The organism is Arthrobacter burdickii (genome assembly GCF_030433645.1).
GTDB classification, from domain to species: Bacteria; Actinomycetota; Actinomycetes; order Actinomycetales; family Micrococcaceae; genus Arthrobacter_D; species Arthrobacter_D burdickii.
Genome location: NZ_JAROCG010000001.1, coordinates 105,176 through 120,879 on the forward strand (window position 1 = coordinate 105,176; position 15,704 = coordinate 120,879).

Sequence of the window (15,704 nt, forward strand, 5' to 3'; positions counted from 1 at the left end):
GGCACCCGGCGCGGCGGCACAGAAATGAAGGAGGGCAGGCGCCCGTGCCGCTCCGGTCTGAACGCGTTCAAAACAGCACTACACTTCGAATCGAACACGTTCGAAAGGAAGACAGGTGCCGACCCCCACCGCCAAGAGCGAAGCGACCAGGGAGCTGCTGGTCTCCACCGCGCTCCGGCTGTTCCGGGAGATCGGCTACGAGAAGACGACCATGCGGACCATCGCCGCCGAGGCATGCGTCTCGACGGGGAGCGCGTACTACTACTTCGCCTCGAAGGACGACCTCGTCCACGAGCTCTACCGCAGCCTGCAGGAGGAGCACCGCGCGCTCGCCCTGCCGCTCCTCCGCGAGGGACAGAACCTCGGGGAACTCCTGCGGATCGTCCTGAACACCAACATCGACGTCATGGGCCCGTACCACGACTTCGGCTCCAACTTCGTCAGCATCTCCATCCGGCCGTCGAAGACCACGAGCCCCTTCGGCAGCGAATCCGCCGTCGCCCGCGCCCGCGCCATCGCGTTGTTCCGGCAGGCGGTCGCCATGTCGCGGCCGCAACCGCCCCTCGCCATCCGCGACGACCTGCCCGAGCTCCTCTGGTACGCGTCCATGGCCATCACCCTGTTCTGGGTCTATGACTCCTCGCCCGGCCAGGTCCGCACCCGCCGGTTGATCGACCAGGCCGCGCCGCTCATCTCGAAACTCGTGATCCTCTCCCGGCTTCCCGTGGTCCGGAAGATCGTCGAGGACATCGTCCAGCTGATTCGGGGTACGCGGCAGTGACCGCCGACGACGACGGGAACAAAGACGTCCACGACGACGAGCTGAAGAACGAGGTGAGCGACGAGCTGGACGACGACGTACAGGACAACGACGGAACTCCGCCGCGCCACCACGTCACCTTCGGGCCCGCCGCCGTCGTCGTCGGATTCCTCGTCGGACTGTCGGTCCTCGCACTGGTCTTCTCGCTCCCGTGGGCGGGGGACATGGCGCCGGGTGTCTTCGTCCTGGCCCTTGCGTACGGGGGCCTGCTCGGCGCGGTCACGGCCCTGCCGCTCGGCGTGGTGCTCGGGTTCCTGCTCCGGCCCGTCCGCAACCAGTGGGTGCACGTCGGGGTCTTCTTCGGCGTCTTCACGCTCGTCGCCCTTCTCATCGTCACCCTGCTGTCGCCCTCCCGGGTGGTGCTGGAGAACCTCCCCATCGCCCTCATCATCGGCGGAGCGGGCGCCGTGGCCCGTGCCAGCGTCTGGAAGATGGTCCGCGTGCGCTGAGCAGCATCACCGGAGCAATCACCGGAGCGCTCCCAGCCGCCTGGTCCACCGTCGCCGACGTCGACGCGCGGACGGTCGAATGGTCCGATCCGGCGCCGCGGTGCGACTGGACCTACCCCACGCCGGGGCCGGAGCTCCATGGGATCCGTAGGCGGGACCGGGTGGCAGCCGCGGAGCAGGTTCGGGCAGACTAGGAAAATGCCCGAGACCCAGACTTCCGCGTCCCCCGCCACCACCCTGACCATCGCCGGATCGGAGGCGACGGGCGGCGCCGGTGCCCAGGCCGACCTCAAGACGTTCCAGGAGCTGGGCGTGTACGGCATCGTGGCCCTGACCTGCATCGTTTCCTTCGACCCGAAGAACGAGTGGCAGCACCGCTTCGTACCCGTGGACCAGCAGGTCATCGCCGACCAGCTCGAGGCCATCCAGTCCTGCTACCCCCTCCGGACGGTCAAGCTCGGCATGCTCGGCACGCCCGCCACCATCGACACGGTGGCCTCAGCGCTCAAGAGCCAGGAATGGGACAACGTGGTGCTCGACCCGGTGCTGATCTGCAAGGGGCAGGAGCCGGGCGCCGCACTGGATACGGACCAGGCCCTCAAGGCGAACATCCTTCCGCTGGCTACCTTCGTCACGCCGAACCACTTCGAGGCGGAGTCGCTCTCGGGAATCACGATCGAATCCCTCGAGGACCTGAAGGAAGCGGCACGCATCATCCACAGCCAGAGCGGGGCCGTGGTCCTCGCCAAGGGCGGCGTGCGCATCGAGGGACCCGACGCCGTCGACGTCTACTTCGATGGCGAGACGCTCGAGGTCCTGTCTGCACCCAAGGTGGGCGAGGTGGCGGTCAGCGGCGCCGGCTGCACCCTCGCCGCGGCGATCGCGGCCGAGCTCGCGAAGGGTGCGGCACCGCTCGACGCCGCCCGCACCGCCAAGGAGTTCGTCACCGAGGGCATCCGGAACCGGGTCGGGTCAAACGCCCCGTTCGACGCCGTGTGGCAGGGCGGCGCGCGATCATCGAGGTAACGGTCGGAACTGGATGATGAGCACACCGGCGGGCGCGGCCCACGACGGCACGGCAGGCACTCCTGGTACGGCGGCCTCAGGGCTGGGGGACGTTGACGCCGTGGTCACGGACGCGGCACCTGAGGGCACTGCGCCGGACGACGACGGGCGCGGTGAGAGCCGCAACCAGCGCCTCGACCGCAACTGGCAGGAGATGCTGCAGGAGCTGCGCGTCATGCAGACGGGCATCCAGATCCTCACGGGATTCCTGCTGACACTGCCCTTCCAGAGCCGCTTCACCGAGCTCGACGACGTGCAGGTCATCGCCTACCTGTGCCTCGTCTGCCTCTCGGCGCTGATCACGGCGATGGTGCTCTCCGCCGTGAACCTCCACCGTGTCCTGTTCGGGCTGAGGGTGAAGGATGCCCTCGTGCACCACACCGGCAGGATCATCCAGGTCACCATCGCGATGGTGGGGCTCGTCCTCGCCGGGACCGCAGGCCTGATCTTCGACATCGTGGTGAGCAGACCGGCCGGACTCGTCGCCACCGGCGTCCTGCTGGTCACGGTGGTGCTGCTGTGGGTCGCCTATCCGCTCGCGGTCCGCCGCCGTGCGGTGCGCCGCCGCATCTGAAGCGACGTCACCACGCGACGGGACGGCGCCCGCCCGGCGTCGTCCCGTCCTGCACTCGGCCGCCTCACGGTGCCGTGGGCGTGGGCGTCGCCGCCCCCTCCTCCGGGGCGCAGGTCAGCCCTGCCGGCGTGGTGTCGACGGCCTCCGGCGGGACGAGGTCCTTGTAGGAGGAACCGAGGATGACGTCGACCGACTTGTCCTCGCGCTCGTCGGCCACGTAGATCGACTCCGGAATGGTCCGCTGGACCGTGAAGGCGTTGGCGCGTCCGCCCTCCCCCGACACGATGATCGCCGTCATTCCCGTGGGTCCGACCTCCAGGTTGCCGATGTCCTTCACCGCGAAAGCACGCCCCCGCAGCTGCTCGGCCGCGGTCCCGGCGAGCCCGTCGATGGGCGTGCTGTTGTAGACGTTCACGGTGATGGCGCTCGGGTCCTGGTAGTCGAACGGCCCGGCCGGGCAGTTCGACGTCGGGGCCGGGGAGGCGTCGGAGGCGCCGAGGGCACCGAGGCTGATGTCACCGCGCGCCAGTGCGAGGGCGGCGTAGACCGCTGCGGCCAGGAGTCCCAGGAGGAGTACGAGCACGATGCCGTGGCGGACCCTGCGCGCCGACACGCGGTGGGGGCGCGCGTCGTCTTCGGCCTCGAAGACGGCGCCGAGGTCGGTCTCGGTGACGATCCGGTGGCCGTGCCACTCGGTCGGATCGCGTTTTGCCTCCGCCCGCTGCAGGCGCGGCGAATCCTTCTCAGGCATCGAGCACGAGGACTCTGGCGTGCAGGATGGTCCGCTGGTGCAGCGCCGTCCGGACGGCGCGGTGCAGGCCGTCCTCGAGATACATCACGTCGTTCCACTGCACCACGTGCGGGAAGAGGTCACCGAAGAACGTCGAGTCCTCGGCGAGCAGCGCCTCGAGGTCGAGCGTGGTCTTGGTGGTCACGAGTTCGTCGAGCCGCACCTGCCGGGGAGGCACTTCCGCCCAGTCCTTGGGGGTCACGTGTCCGTGGTCGGGGTATGGGCGGCCGTCGCCTACTGCTTTGAAGATCACTGCTACAGCCTAGGTAATTCCGTCTGGCAATGAAACGCGGACGCCCTCCGGCCGGCATCTCGTGGCCCAATGGTTACGCAGGACGCGCCGGGACGGTCAGGCGCGCGGCGTCTCCTCCTGGCTGCCCAGCAGTGTGGGGAGTTCGTCCGCGGGTGAGGGGTAGGAGGGCTGCGCTCCCGGATGCTGGACGGCGTAGGACCCCACGCGGACGGCGAACCGGACGGCGTCGTCGAGCAGTTCGCCGTACGCGAGGCGCGCGGCGAGCGCTCCGACGAAGGCATCCCCGGCACCGGTCGTGTCGACGGCGGTGACGCGCGGTGCCTGCACCCGGAGGACCGGGCCACCGTCGGACACCAGCGCCCCGGCTCCTCCGAGGGTCATCACGACGGACGCGAAGCCGCAGGCGAGGAGGCCAGCGACGACGGATTCGTGGTCCGCGTGCGCCGTGCCCCCGAGCTGCCCGAGGACCAGGGCCCCCTCGTGTTCATTGACGACGAGCGGATCCGCCCGCAGGAGCGTGGCGTGGTCGACATCGATGACGGGAGCCAGGTTGACGATGACGCGCCCCGCAGCCGCCCGGATGGCGGCCGCCGTCGCGTCCGCAGGCAGCTCGCCCTGGACGACGACGACGGCTGCATCCCGGATGGTTTCGGCGGAGGCCTCGACGAGTGCGGCCGTCACCTCGGCGTTGGCTCCGGGCAGCACCACGATGCTGTTCTCACCGTCGTCGGACACCTCGACGACGGCGACGCCGGTGCCGCCGGCGGTCCGTCGGACGGCGGTCAGGTCCGCGCCGGCCGCCGTCAGGGCCGAGAGGGCGACGTCGGCGTAGGCGTCGGTTCCCACGGCACCGATCATGATGACGTGGGCGCCGAGCAGCGCAGCTGCCACGGCCTGGTTGGCGCCCTTGCCGCCGGGCAGCACCGTCATCGTTCGGCCCAGCACGGTCTCGCCCGGCTGGGGGTGGCGTTCGAGGGTGACCACGAGGTCCGCGTTGATGGATCCGACGACGACGATGCCCGGTGCGGTGCTCATCCCAGCAGTCTTCCATGGGCCAGATCGCTACCGTCGCCAAACGGCCCCGAATGGGAGGAGGGCGCACCTCCGGAACATAATGGGGTCATGCCTACGGACGCCCCGATCGACCTGTTGCCCGATGCCCCCGCCGCTCCTGCGGCCCAGAGGGGGAATCCCGTCCAGGGACTCCTGCTCGACGTCGACGGCCCCGTGGCCAGCCCGGTCACCCGGACGGTCCCGGCCGGGATCATCGCCGACCTGCTCACGCTCGCCGCCGCCGGCTGGCCCGTCGTGTTCAACACGGGCCGCTCCGACTCCTTCATCCGGGAGCAGGTGATGCGGCCGATGCTGGCCACCGGCATCCCGGCCGGGATCACCTTCCATGCGGTCTGCGAGAAGGGCGCCACGTGGTTCTCCTTCACGGCCGACGGCGCCGGCCAGGTCTTCGTCGACCGGGAGCTCGCACTTCCGAGGAGCTTCGCCGACGACGTACGGGACCTCGTGGAGGAGAAGTACTCGGACCTCATGTTCTTCGACGAGACGAAGCTCTCCATGGTGTCGGTGGAGCAGTCGCTCGATGCGGCCAACGCGGACTACCTCGTGGCCCAGCGCTCGTTCGACGACGACGCCCTCGACATCATGCACAGCCACGACATGGGCGCCCGCCGGCTGGACCGCGAGGAGCCGGACAGCAACGGGGACATCGCCTACCGGGTGGACCCCACCATCATCTCCACGGACATCGAGTCCGTGCGCGTGGGCAAGGACCTGGGGGCTGAGCGCGCGCTGACGCTCGTCGCGCCGCTTCTGGACATCCCCCGGACCTGGCACACCGTCGGCGATTCCCGCACGGACTACGCGATGGCGGACTACCTGCACGGGCAGGGCTTCGACGTCGCGCACGTCGACGTGCGGCCCGCGGACGGCGTGCCCGCCAAGCCCTACGAGATTCTCACGGAGGGCTCGCTCATCCACGAGGAGGCAGGGGCCGCCTTCCTCGCGCGCTGCGTCGCCTTGCTGGGCTGAGGCCGGCTCCGCGTCGCGGAGCGCCCGAAAGGCTCAGGCAGCGGCGCGTGCCAGGGCATCCTCGATCGCGGCGATGACCTCGGGGGCGTCCGGTTCCACGTTGGGGGCGAAGCGCGCCACGATCTCGCCGTCGCGGCCGACGAGGAACTTCTCGAAGTTCCACTTCACGAGCCCGGGCAGGGCCCCGTTCTTGAACGTGGTGAGCTGCCGGTACAGCGGGTGCTGGTCCTTGCCCCGCACATCACCCTTGGCCAGAAGCGGGAACGTCACGCCGAACGTCGTGGAGCAGAAGGCGGCGATCTCGTCGTCGTTCCCCGGTTCCTGTCCCAGGAACTGGTTGCAGGGCATCCCCAGGACCACGAGCCCATCCTCGGCATACCTGCCGTACAGCTCCTCGAGGCCGGCGTACTGCGGGGTGAACCCGCATTTCGACGCCACGTTCACCACCAGGACCGGGTGGCCGCGGAAATCGCCGAAGGACTTCCGGCTGCCGTCGTTCATGGTGAGGTCGATGCCGTACAGGTCGGACGAGGACATGGCTGCTCCTGGTAGGTCGGTGTGCTCCTGCTTCGTATCGCACCGTATCGCGGATGGCTGCGGCGCGGAGCGAATGCTTGCGGAGCAAATCGGCACGGGGGTGCGTTGGAAGGAACGGCGGCCGCACGGCCGCGAGCGCAAAGCGCCTGGCCGGCCGCAGGTCATGAACAGGATGGGTCACCGCATGGGAATCATCGGCACGTGGAAGACACAGCTCCGGACCACCTTCACGGACGGCGATCCCGCCATCCCGCAGTGGCAGTTCGAGTTCGAGAACGGCGATGACGCCGGCTATTTCCCGGTCGGATCGGCCGTCTGGACCGTGCACAGCTCGATGACGCCGACGGTGGCCGGCATCCGTGCCCTGCTGCTCCAGGCCCTGCATCCCGGAGCCATGGCCGGGGTGCATGCCCACTCGAGCTTCCGGGAGGAGCCGCTCGGCCGGCTCGCCAACACCATCCGCTGGATCTTCACGGTGACCTACGGCTCCAGGGTCGCGGCGCAGGAGGGTTCGGCCTTCGTGCAGCGGCTGCACACGAGGGTGCATGGCACCTACGTCGACAGCCGTGGCGAGGAGAAGCCCTATTCCGCGGCCGACCCCGACCTCATCCGCTGGGTGCACCTCGCGTTCACCGATGCGTTCGTGGCTGCCCATGCCTCCTACGGCGGGTCGATTCCGGGTGGAGTGGACCAGTACGTGGCCGAGTGGGCGCAGGCCGGGGAGCTGATGGGGCTGGAGGATCCGCCGCGCTCCGAGGCCGAGCTGCGGTCCCAGCTCGCGGCGTTCGACGGCGAGCTCACCGCCAGCGAGCAGGTGCGGCAGGCGCTCACCTATATCCGCCGTCCGCCGCTTCCGTGGTCCCAGCGCCTCGGGTACCAGGTGCTGTTCGCCGGGGCCGTGGCGACGCTCGAGCCGAGGCACCGCGAGATGCTCGGCCTGAGGGTGCCGTCGCTCGGACCGGTTGCCCTGCCTCTCCGGACCGCGGTGCGGCTGGTGCTCGGAATGATCCGGCTGGGCCTCGGACCCGAGGGCCCTGCCGAGGCGGCGGCGAAGCGCCGCATCCGCCGTGTGACGGGAGCTGCGGCCGACGGCGCGTCCGGGGTGGCTTCCGCTTAAACAGCAGGACCCCGGCCGGAGCCGGGGTCCTGCTGTTTGTTGCAACAAGGCGGAGGATGGGGGATTTGAACCCCCGAGGGCGTTAACCCAACACGCGTTCCAGGCGTGCGCCATAGGCCGCTAGGCGAATCCTCCTCATTTGGAGCAGATACCAGAATACCCATACAAGCGGATACTGCCGAATCGGGCCCTTTTGGACCGGTTCCCGCCGATTCGAAAGCGGCCCATCCGACTGTGTAGACTATTTCCCGGCCCCTCATGTGGTGTCATCCTGTGAACTCCCCCAGGACCGGAAGGTAGCAAGGGTAAGCGGGCTCTGGCAGGTGCATGGGGGGTCTTCACTTTAAGGGCGCACTCAGTGGGAGGTCGGAAGGTGGCACACCAGGGCGCCGGCCGATTCGCTCCCAGCCCGTCGGGGCAACTGCATATCGGGAACCTCCGCACCGCCGTCCTCGCCTGGCTGTTCGCCCGTTCCACGGGACGGGACTTCCTGGTCCGCATCGAGGACCTGGACCGCGTCCGTGCCGGAGCCGAGGCCGATCAGCTGGCCGAACTCGCCGCGCTGGGGATCCGCTCCGACGCACCCGTCATCCGCCAGAGCGAGCAGGGCCACCGCTACGCACAGGCCCTCGACGACCTCCTTCACCGCGGACTGGTCTACGAGTGCTTCTGCACGCGCCGGGACGTGGCCGAAGCGGCAAGCGCGCCCCACGTCTGGCCGGGTTTCTACCCGGGCACCTGCCGCCACCTGAGCGAGACCGAACGCGTCCTGCTGCGCGTGCAGCAACGTCCGGCGCTGCGCCTGAAGTCCGGCGTGGAGTCCTGGAGCGTCGAGGACCTGCTGGCGGGCCACGTCTCCGCACCGGTCGACGACTTCGTGCTCCGGAGGAACGACGGCGTCATCGCCTACAACCTCGCGGTCGTCGTCGACGACGCCGCGCAGGGCATCGACCAGGTGGTGCGGGGGGACGACCTGCTCGATTCCGCTCCACGGCAGGCCTACCTCGCCTCGCTGCTCGGCTTGCCGGTCCCCGTCTATGCCCATGTTCCCCTCGCGGTCACGCAGGAGGGGCGCCGCTTGGCAAAACGGGACGGCGCTGTGACACTGGAGGACCTTGCCCGGCTGGGTTGGGCTGTGCCTGCGGTGCTCGATGTCGTCCTGGGCTCCCTCGGCCTTCCCGGCGGGTCGCTCGAGGCAGCCCTGGCCGTGTTCGATCCCGGCCGGATGCCCCGTGATCCGTGGGTGGTGGACCCGTCAGCCCTGTTCCCTCCGCCGCCTGCACCGGCATGCAAACCGTCAGTACCAACCGATAAGGTTTCTTCGTGAGCACAGCCCTTTACCGCCGCTACCGTCCCGAGACCTTCGCGGACGTCATCGGTCAGGAGCATGTCACCGAACCCCTGATGGCGGCCATCGACAAGGACCGCATCAACCACGCCTACCTGTTCTCCGGCCCGCGTGGCTGCGGCAAGACGACCTCCGCCCGCATCCTCGCCCGGTGCCTCAATTGCGCCCAGGGCCCCACCTCCACGCCGTGCGGCACCTGCGACAGCTGCGTCGAACTGGCGCGCAACGGATCGGGCAGCCTCGACGTCATCGAGATCGACGCCGCCAGCCACGGTGGCGTCGACGACGCCCGCGACCTCCGCGAACGCGCAACCTTCGCCCCGGTGCGTGACCGCTTCAAGATCTTCATCATCGACGAGGCGCACATGGTCACGTCGGCGGGCTTCAATGCGCTGCTGAAGATCGTGGAGGAGCCGCCCGAGCACATCCTCTTCATCTTCGCGACCACGGAGCCGGACAAGGTCATCGGCACCATCCGCTCGCGCACGCACCACTACCCCTTCCGGCTGGTCCCGCCGGAGCCGCTTCTGGCGTACCTCGAGCTGCTCTGCCACCAGGAGAACGTGCCGGTGGCGCCCGGCGTGCTCTCGCTCGTGATCCGGGCCGGGGGCGGCTCGGTCCGCGACTCCCTCTCGGTCCTCGACCAGCTGATGGCCGGGGCCGGTGAGAACGGGCTCGACTACGAACTCGCCGTCTCACTCCTCGGCTACACCCATGCGACGCTCCTCGACGACGTCGTCGACTCGGTGGCCGCCGGCGACGCCGCGACCGTCTTCAATGCCGTCGACCGCGTCATCCAGACGGGCCATGATCCCCGCCGCTTCGTCGAGGACCTCCTCGAACGGTTCCGGGATCTGATCGTCATCAACGCCGTGCCGGAAGGCGCCGCGTCCATCCTCCGCGGCGTGCCCGACGACCAGCTCAACCGCATGCGTACCCAGGCCAATCAGCTCGGTGCCGGTGAACTGTCCCGGGCGGCCGACGTCACCAACACCGCGCTCACCGAGATGACGGGGGCCACCTCACCGCGCCTGCACCTCGAACTGCTGTGCGCACGGCTCCTGCTGCCCGCGGCGGACGCCACCGCGCGCGGCACCCTCGCCCGGGTGGACCGCATCGAGCGACGCCTCGAGTACGCCGCCGGCGCTCCGGTGGCCGAAGTGGACGATGCTCCGAAGGCACCAGCACGCACACGGCTCGACGGCGTACCCCGGACCGCCGAGGAAGCCGCCGCCCGCTGGTCGCTTCCCGTCGCGGAACCAGCAGCCGAAGCCCCGGCGGTTCCGGCTGCAGTGCCCGGCGTCCCCTCCCCCGCGGCACCGGCCGCTTCCCGCGTCCAGCCTTCCTCCGGCACGCCCGTCCGGGATTCATCGCCCGATTGGGGCGGCAGCTGGGGCGTGTCCACGGACTCCGCCTTCTCCGATCCGGTGCCGTCACAGCCGTCGCAGCCGACAGGGCAGCCGTCCGAGCAGCCGGCAGCAGCCGCCCCGGCGAGCCTCGCCGGGCAGGCCCCGCCAATAGCGAACGTTCCTGCGACGGAGCGCCCGCAGGCGAGCCCGCAGGAATCCTCCCGTCCCGGGCCCACGGCTCCCTTCGGCCAGCAGGGGCCGCCGCCTGTGCAGGCCGCAACGGCTCCGCCCTCCACGCCTCAGCAACGGCAGCCGGCGGTGCAACAGCCGGCGGCGCAGGGGCAGCAGCCCGGTGCGCCCGCAGCAGTCCGGCGACCGAACCAGGACGATGCTCCGCAGCAGGGACCACTGCAGGGAGGCCAGCCGCAGCCGCAGCCACAGCATGAGGTTCGGCGACCCGACGCGGCCCAACAGGGCCGGCCTGCTGCCTCCGGGGGCAACGTAGAGATGGTTCGTCGGGCATGGCCGGAGATCATGGACGAGGTGGCCCGGATCAAGCGGGCCACCTGGCTCATCGTCAACGTCTCTGCGAAGCCGCGATCGTTCGAGGGCAATCAGCTGGTCCTGGCCTTCGCCAACCAGGGCAACGCCATCGGGTTCCAGCGCGGGCCCCACGTGGACAACCTGAAGCAGGCCATCCACAAGGTCCTCGGCCTCACCTGTTCCATCGAGGCGGTCCACGACGCCGGCGGGGCGGGTGAGTCGGGCCCAAAAGTACCGGCCAGCCAGACGGCCTCGGGTAGCACCCCGGGCCCTGATTCCTCCGCGCCCTCGGCACTCCGTGGCGACTCGCCGACGGCTTCCACCGGTTCCGTGCAGCATCCGGAAGGCAGAGGTCCTGCAGGTCAGCCAGGCCCTGCGGCTGCCCCCGGCAGTGACCCCGGCGCACAGCCAGGCCCTCAGCCCAGCGCACAATCCGACAGCCAGTCCGGCAGCCAGTCCGGCGGTTCCACTGTAGCCCTCGGTGCCGACGCCGGTAGACCGGGCGGCCCCGCCGTGCCCGCAACCGCCGGCGTCCGGCAGCCGGTAGGCGACCCCGCCGTGCCCGCAACCGCCGGCGTCCGGCAACCGGTAGGCAGCCCCGCCGGGGACACAAGCGCCTCCGCCCTGCCGGGATCAGCTACACCCGGGCCGGGCCGAACGCTCGTCGTCGCTGGACCACCTGCCACAGTGCCTGATGTCCAGACACCTGCCGGCACGCCCGGTTCCTCCGGCCCTGGTGGCCAGGTCCCTGCCCGCACGCCCGGTTCCTCCGGCCCTGGTGGCCAGGCCCCTGTCCGTACGCCCGGTTCCCCGCAGCAGTCACGCAGCGGCAGCCATCCGGCAGGAATATCTGCGCTGACGTCGGCCCCCTCGGACGGTCCGTCCGGTGGGCGCCGACTGCAGGGATCCCGCCCTGCATCGCCGGCAGTCGGAAAATTCCGGAGTGCTGGCGGAGGCCCTGCAGCCAGCGACCCGACTACCGAAGCGGTCAGTGCCTGGGATCCATCGATGTCGGACGACTCCTGGGCACTCGTCGAGCCGCCGGAAGAGGCCTTCGACCCGGGCCCCGGCTGGAATGCAGTACCGGAGGATCCCTATGAGCGCCGGAGCCCAGGCACACAGGGGACAGCAGTACCTCCGGCTGGCGGTCCAGCACCTGATCGGGCCGGCGGAGCCCTTCCGACAGCTTCGGGAACGCGGCGCTCCGGCCCGCAGCTGACAGCACCCTCCACTGGAGTAACGGCCGGCCCCTCCGTCACGCCTGAACGAGCGCCTGAACGGACGCCCGGGCCCGCACACACGCCCGCACGCACGTCAGCGCCGCAGGCTCCCGGACCCGTGGGCGTGCCGCAGGTTCCAGAGCCGGAGGCGTCCCGGTCGGTGGTGTGGAGCCCCTCCATCGAGTCGGTGCCCCCCGCGCCGGAAGCAGGCACGGTTCCGTCCCCGATAGGTCCGACAGGTCAGACAATCGGCTTCGGCGGGAGCGGATCGCCGGCGACTCCTGCCGGTCAAGGGAGCACAACGGGTCCTCGCTCCGGCAGCCCGGCACCTGCCGGGCCCGGCGTGCTTGCGCCGGATCGCCCCGCATCGGCCGAGAACATCCGGCAGAAGCCCGTCAGCCGCTACCAGCAGCTTCTCGATGAAGCCGAACGGAAGCGGGCCGAGGAGGCTGCTGCTGCCCGGGGAACCGCCGATCGCCGTTTCATCGAGGACGAGCCCAGCGCCGATGATGAAACCATCGAGGAGTCCGGGCTGGTAGGCCGCAGAGCGATCGAGCGCATCCTCAACGGGCGCCTGATCGAGGAACGCAGCGTCGACGGCCAATGACCTCCCTGCCCGGACAGGCAGTCAGGCGGGCAACGCTGAGGGCTTAACCGCCGCGCTGCGCGGCGACTGATCCGCGGCGCGCTAGGGCGGACAATGGAAGGGACACTCCCTGCCACCGCGCCGGAGAAGTAGGGCAGCCGGCCGTATCGCCGGCACCATCACCTGAGAGTAGAAGAGGAAACACCGTGTACGAAGGCGCAGTGCAGGAGCTGATCGATGAGCTCGGGCGCCTGCCCGGCGTGGGACCGAAGTCGGCCCAGCGCCTCGCGTTCCACATCCTGGAAGCAGACGGGGACGACATGAAGCGCCTCGTCACGGCCATCACCACGGTCAAGGAACGCGTCAAGTTCTGCACCATCTGCGGGAACGTGGCGGAGCAGGAGCAGTGCGCGATCTGCCGCGATCCGCGCCGCGACCCGACAATGATCTGCGTCGTCGAGGAATCCAAGGACGTGATCGCCGTCGAACGGACGCGGTCCTTCCGCGGCAGGTACCACGTCCTCGGAGGTGCCATCAATCCGATCGCCGGGGTGGGACCGGATCAGTTGCGTATCCGGGAGTTGCTCGCCCGGCTCTCCGACGAGCAGATCCAGGAGATCATCATCGCCACGGACCCGAACCTCGAGGGCGAGGCGACGGCGACCTACCTGGTGCGGATGCTCAAGACCATCGGCATCCCGGTCACCCGCCTCGCCTCCGGCCTCCCCGTGGGCGGAGACCTCGAATACGCCGACGAGGTGACCCTCGGCCGCGCCTTCGAGGGCCGCCGCGCCATGTCCTGATCGAGCCCTGTCCACGCCGTCACACAGATCTCAGTGGCGGATGCGGACGATCGGGAGGAGCTAGGCGATGCGCGTCCCCTGCGCGAGGCGCTTCGCCGGCATCGTGAGCCTGCGCCGGGCGAGCATCAGCAGCCCGGCCGCGAGCACCAGCTGGATTCCCAACCCGAGGGGCCAGATGGGTGCCTCCTGGGGCAGCCGCCGCATTGACTGCGCGAACTCCTCGCAGGTCTGGTCCAGATCGGGTCCGGCCTGCGCCGCCCGCACTCCCTGGCTGATGGTCTCCATGACGCCCGGGGTGTAGTACGAGCCATCCCCGGCGAGCGGATCCAGTCCGGGCTCCTCCGGCAGATCCTCGGTGCCGTAGGGCACGGCGTCGGCGACCACCACGAACGGGTTCGCGGCGAGCAGCCAGGCGATGTACTCCGTATGGGGGATCATGCCCTGACTCGTCTGCGTGACGCATTCCATCTCGGCACCCTCCTCGGGAACGCCGGTGTTGTCGAGACTGCTCTCCGAGTAGGTGTAGTACGACGTCGTCAGGGTTCGCTCCTCCATCACCAGCGTGGTGCTCAGCCCGAAGACGATCACCGTACCGATCGCGAGCAATGCCACCAGCATGTAGGTGCTCACGATCGAGAACAGCGGACGGTTGGCGATCCCCGAGACGCCGACGCCGAGCGCGCAGACGATGCCCAGCTCGACCGCGAGCATCAGGAGGGAGACGAATGCTTCCTGCGCGTTGACCCCTCCGAGCGCCAGGGCCCAGAAGATGAAGGGACTGCTGAGGACGAGGAAGGCCAGCGATCCCACCCAGGACGCCAGCCATTTGCCGGCCAGGAGCTGGAAGGGACTGACGAGGGTCACCTGCAGGATGGCCAGGGTGCCGCCGGCACGGTCCCCGTTGATGGCATTGGCGGACAGTCCCGGGGCCACGAGGAGGCCGAAGAGCAGGACGAAGCCGACGACGAGGTCGAAGAGGATGCCGCCCTCGTTGTCGGTCGTTCCCAGCAGGGACGTCCCGAGCACGAAGATGAAGCCGATCACCACGAACCAGATGCCGAGCATCCAGTACCAGCCCCTACCGCGCAGGCGCTGCTTCATCTCGAGGGAGAACACTGTGCGGACGGCGGACCAGAAGGGCAGCCTGGTGGCGGCACGGACAGGGCGCGGGGTCGATGGTTCGGTGGCTGTGCTCATCGTCTGTCCGTATCCAGGCTCATGTAGGTCTCCTCGAGAGCACCGCCCGCGGGGGCGAAGGCGGTGATGACGACCTCGCCCATCACCAGGGTGCGCAGCAGCCAGGCGGCCTCGGCGGTACTGCCCAGCTGGACGAGGAACTCCTCGCGCCGGGAGTCCCCTCGCGTCTCGAAGCGGACCCCGTAGCTCTCGAGTGCCGCGGCGAGCGCCGACATCGGCTGCGCCTGGACGTAGTAGCGGCGCACCTGGCTGCCCGCCTCGTCGAGCGTCTGGCTCTTGACCGACTGCCCCCGGCTGACGAAGACGGCGCGGTCCGCGATCTCGTCCAACTCGGACAGGACATGACTGGACACGACGACGGTCTTTCCCTCGGCCGCGAGGGACCGCAGGAGCGACCGCAGTTCCACACGGGACCCGGGATCGAGCCCGGAGGCGGGTTCATCCAGCAGCAGGACCTGCGGGTCGTGGATCAGGGATCGCGCCAGGCTGAGCCGTTGCTGCTGGCCGCGCGAGAGCACGCGGGCCGGCTGGCGGCCGAACTCCGTGAGGTTCACGGCGACCAGCAACTCGTCGGCGCGGCGCGTGCGGTCGGCCACGCTCATCCCGTACAGGGCACCGAGCGTCGTCAGTACCTCGAGGGCCGTCAGGGACTCCCACACGCCGAGCGTGTCCGGCATCCAGCCGACCCTGCTCCTCACCTCCCCCGGCTGCGTGACGGGATCGAACCCTGCCACGCGCACGGTTCCCAGGTCGGGAGCCAGGAGGCTCGCCATCATCAGTAGCAGAGTGGTCTTGCCGGAGCCGTTGGGACCGATCAGAGCGGTCACTTCCCCGGGCGGAGCCTCGAAATCGATGTCGCGGACGGCCTGCACCGAGCCGAAGCTCCGGGCGACTCCCTCGACAACGATCCCCCCGCATTCGTCGGTCATGGTATGAGGGTATGCGACGAAGACCCGCTTGGACCCGGCGGAGCACGAGGTATTCGCGCAGGGGACGCTGTTCTTATTCGG

At 69.6% G+C, this 15,704-nt stretch carries 15 protein-coding genes, 1 tRNA gene and 1 other RNA gene; 10 read left to right on the forward strand and 7 right to left on the reverse strand.

Annotated elements, in window-relative coordinates; translation table 11 throughout:
• Positions 1-115: 115 nt before the first annotated feature.
• From P5G52_RS00430 to P5G52_RS00445, 4 genes are all read left to right on the forward strand, one after another.
• Entirely contained in the window at positions 116-781 is a 666-nt protein-coding gene (locus P5G52_RS00430; RefSeq protein ID WP_301224026.1) for a TetR/AcrR family transcriptional regulator, read from the forward strand.
• Positions 778-1,269, forward strand: a complete 492-nt coding sequence (locus P5G52_RS00435) for a hypothetical protein (RefSeq protein WP_301224027.1) — start codon at positions 778-780, stop codon at positions 1,267-1,269. Before P5G52_RS00430 ends, P5G52_RS00435 begins: the two co-directional genes overlap by 4 nt.
• Positions 1,270-1,467: 198 nt before the next feature.
• The gene (gene thiD / locus P5G52_RS00440) at positions 1,468-2,295 is read left to right on the forward strand and encodes a bifunctional hydroxymethylpyrimidine kinase/phosphomethylpyrimidine kinase (RefSeq protein WP_301224028.1); all 828 of its coding nucleotides are present in this window, start codon (positions 1,468-1,470) and stop codon (positions 2,293-2,295) included.
• Positions 2,296-2,311: 16 nt separating this feature from the next.
• On the forward strand, positions 2,312-2,908 hold the full coding sequence (locus tag P5G52_RS00445; RefSeq protein WP_301224029.1) for a DUF6328 family protein: 597 nt from the start codon (positions 2,312-2,314) through the stop codon (positions 2,906-2,908).
• Positions 2,909-2,972: 64 nt separating this feature from the next.
• Here P5G52_RS00445 and P5G52_RS00450 read toward each other — a convergent pair whose 3' ends face one another.
• The 3 genes from P5G52_RS00450 to P5G52_RS00460 all read right to left on the reverse strand — a co-directional run bounded on the left by P5G52_RS00450 (position 2,973) and on the right by P5G52_RS00460 (position 4,986).
• Positions 2,973-3,659 carry a LytR C-terminal domain-containing protein gene (locus P5G52_RS00450; protein WP_301224030.1) on the reverse strand — a complete coding sequence of 229 codons (687 nt, stop codon included), beginning with the start codon at positions 3,657-3,659 and terminating at the stop codon, positions 2,973-2,975.
• The gene (locus P5G52_RS00455; protein WP_301224031.1) at positions 3,652-3,951 is read right to left on the reverse strand and encodes a type II toxin-antitoxin system VapB family antitoxin; all 300 of its coding nucleotides are present in this window, start codon (positions 3,949-3,951) and stop codon (positions 3,652-3,654) included. Before P5G52_RS00455 ends, P5G52_RS00450 begins: the two co-directional genes overlap by 8 nt.
• Positions 3,952-4,047: 96 nt before the next feature.
• Positions 4,048-4,986: a ribokinase gene (locus P5G52_RS00460; RefSeq protein WP_301224032.1), complete on the reverse strand. Its 939-nt coding sequence runs from the start codon at positions 4,984-4,986 to the stop codon at positions 4,048-4,050.
• 87 nt (positions 4,987-5,073) lie between these two features.
• Here P5G52_RS00460 and P5G52_RS00465 point away from each other — a divergent pair, with 87 nt between their 5' ends.
• Positions 5,074-5,994 (forward strand): Cof-type HAD-IIB family hydrolase, encoded by a 921-nt coding sequence (locus tag P5G52_RS00465; protein WP_301224033.1) that lies wholly within the window; start codon positions 5,074-5,076, stop codon positions 5,992-5,994.
• A gap of 33 nt (positions 5,995-6,027) precedes the next feature.
• On the opposite strand, the gene P5G52_RS00470 is transcribed toward P5G52_RS00465, so the two are convergent.
• Entirely contained in the window at positions 6,028-6,531 is a 504-nt protein-coding gene (locus tag P5G52_RS00470; protein ID WP_301224034.1) for a glutathione peroxidase, read from the reverse strand.
• A gap of 184 nt (positions 6,532-6,715) precedes the next feature.
• Between P5G52_RS00470 and P5G52_RS00475 the strand changes: the two genes are divergently transcribed.
• Positions 6,716-7,648, forward strand: coding sequence for an oxygenase MpaB family protein (locus P5G52_RS00475; RefSeq protein WP_301224035.1), 933 nt, complete (start codon positions 6,716-6,718; stop codon positions 7,646-7,648).
• 50 nt (positions 7,649-7,698) lie between these two features.
• Here P5G52_RS00475 and P5G52_RS00480 read toward each other — a convergent pair.
• A tRNA-Ser gene (locus P5G52_RS00480) sits at positions 7,699-7,783 on the reverse strand.
• Between the two features lie 112 nt (positions 7,784-7,895).
• On the opposite strand from P5G52_RS00480, the gene ffs reads away from it, so the two are divergent.
• The 4 genes from ffs to recR all read left to right on the forward strand — a co-directional run bounded on the left by ffs (position 7,896) and on the right by recR (position 13,497).
• An RNA gene (gene ffs / locus P5G52_RS00485) (signal recognition particle sRNA small type) lies at positions 7,896-7,991 on the forward strand.
• Positions 7,992-8,021: 30 nt separating this feature from the next.
• A complete protein-coding gene (gene gluQRS / locus P5G52_RS00490; RefSeq protein ID WP_301224036.1) occupies positions 8,022-8,975 on the forward strand; it encodes a tRNA glutamyl-Q(34) synthetase GluQRS in 954 nt (317 codons plus the stop codon).
• The gene (locus P5G52_RS00495) at positions 8,972-12,715 is read left to right on the forward strand and encodes a DNA polymerase III subunit gamma and tau (RefSeq protein ID WP_301224037.1); all 3,744 of its coding nucleotides are present in this window, start codon (positions 8,972-8,974) and stop codon (positions 12,713-12,715) included. Before gluQRS ends, P5G52_RS00495 begins: the two co-directional genes overlap by 4 nt.
• 185 nt (positions 12,716-12,900) lie before the next feature.
• Positions 12,901-13,497 carry a recombination mediator RecR gene (gene recR / locus P5G52_RS00500; RefSeq protein WP_301224038.1) on the forward strand — a complete coding sequence of 199 codons (597 nt, stop codon included), beginning with the start codon at positions 12,901-12,903 and terminating at the stop codon, positions 13,495-13,497.
• Between the two features lie 60 nt (positions 13,498-13,557).
• Here recR and P5G52_RS00505 read toward each other — a convergent pair whose 3' ends face one another.
• Complete coding sequence (locus P5G52_RS00505; RefSeq protein WP_301224039.1) at positions 13,558-14,694, reverse strand: ABC transporter permease; 1,137 nt, start codon at positions 14,692-14,694, stop codon at positions 13,558-13,560.
• Positions 14,691-15,623, reverse strand: a complete 933-nt coding sequence (locus tag P5G52_RS00510; protein ID WP_301224040.1) for an ABC transporter ATP-binding protein — start codon at positions 15,621-15,623, stop codon at positions 14,691-14,693. The genes P5G52_RS00505 and P5G52_RS00510 overlap by 4 nt, the downstream gene beginning before the upstream one ends.
• Positions 15,624-15,704 lie beyond the last annotated feature (81 nt).

Excerpts from the sequence above, each read along its gene's own strand:
- thiD (WP_301224028.1), top strand. The coding sequence starts at position 1,468 with ATGCCCGAGACCCAGACTTCCGCGTCCCCCGCCACCACCCTGACCATC.
- P5G52_RS00445 (WP_301224029.1), top strand. The coding sequence starts at position 2,312 with ATGAGCACACCGGCGGGCGCGGCCCACGACGGCACGGCAGGCACTCCT.
- P5G52_RS00450 (WP_301224030.1), bottom strand. The coding sequence starts at position 3,659 with ATGCCTGAGAAGGATTCGCCGCGCCTGCAGCGGGCGGAGGCAAAACGC.
- P5G52_RS00460 (WP_301224032.1), bottom strand. The coding sequence starts at position 4,986 with ATGAGCACCGCACCGGGCATCGTCGTCGTCGGATCCATCAACGCGGAC.
- P5G52_RS00465 (WP_301224033.1), top strand. The coding sequence starts at position 5,074 with ATGCCTACGGACGCCCCGATCGACCTGTTGCCCGATGCCCCCGCCGCT.
- P5G52_RS00470 (WP_301224034.1), bottom strand. The coding sequence starts at position 6,531 with ATGTCCTCGTCCGACCTGTACGGCATCGACCTCACCATGAACGACGGC.
- P5G52_RS00475 (WP_301224035.1), top strand. The coding sequence starts at position 6,716 with ATGGGAATCATCGGCACGTGGAAGACACAGCTCCGGACCACCTTCACG.
- P5G52_RS00505 (WP_301224039.1), bottom strand. The coding sequence starts at position 14,694 with ATGAGCACAGCCACCGAACCATCGACCCCGCGCCCTGTCCGTGCCGCC.
- P5G52_RS00510 (WP_301224040.1), bottom strand. The coding sequence starts at position 15,623 with ATGACCGACGAATGCGGGGGGATCGTTGTCGAGGGAGTCGCCCGGAGC.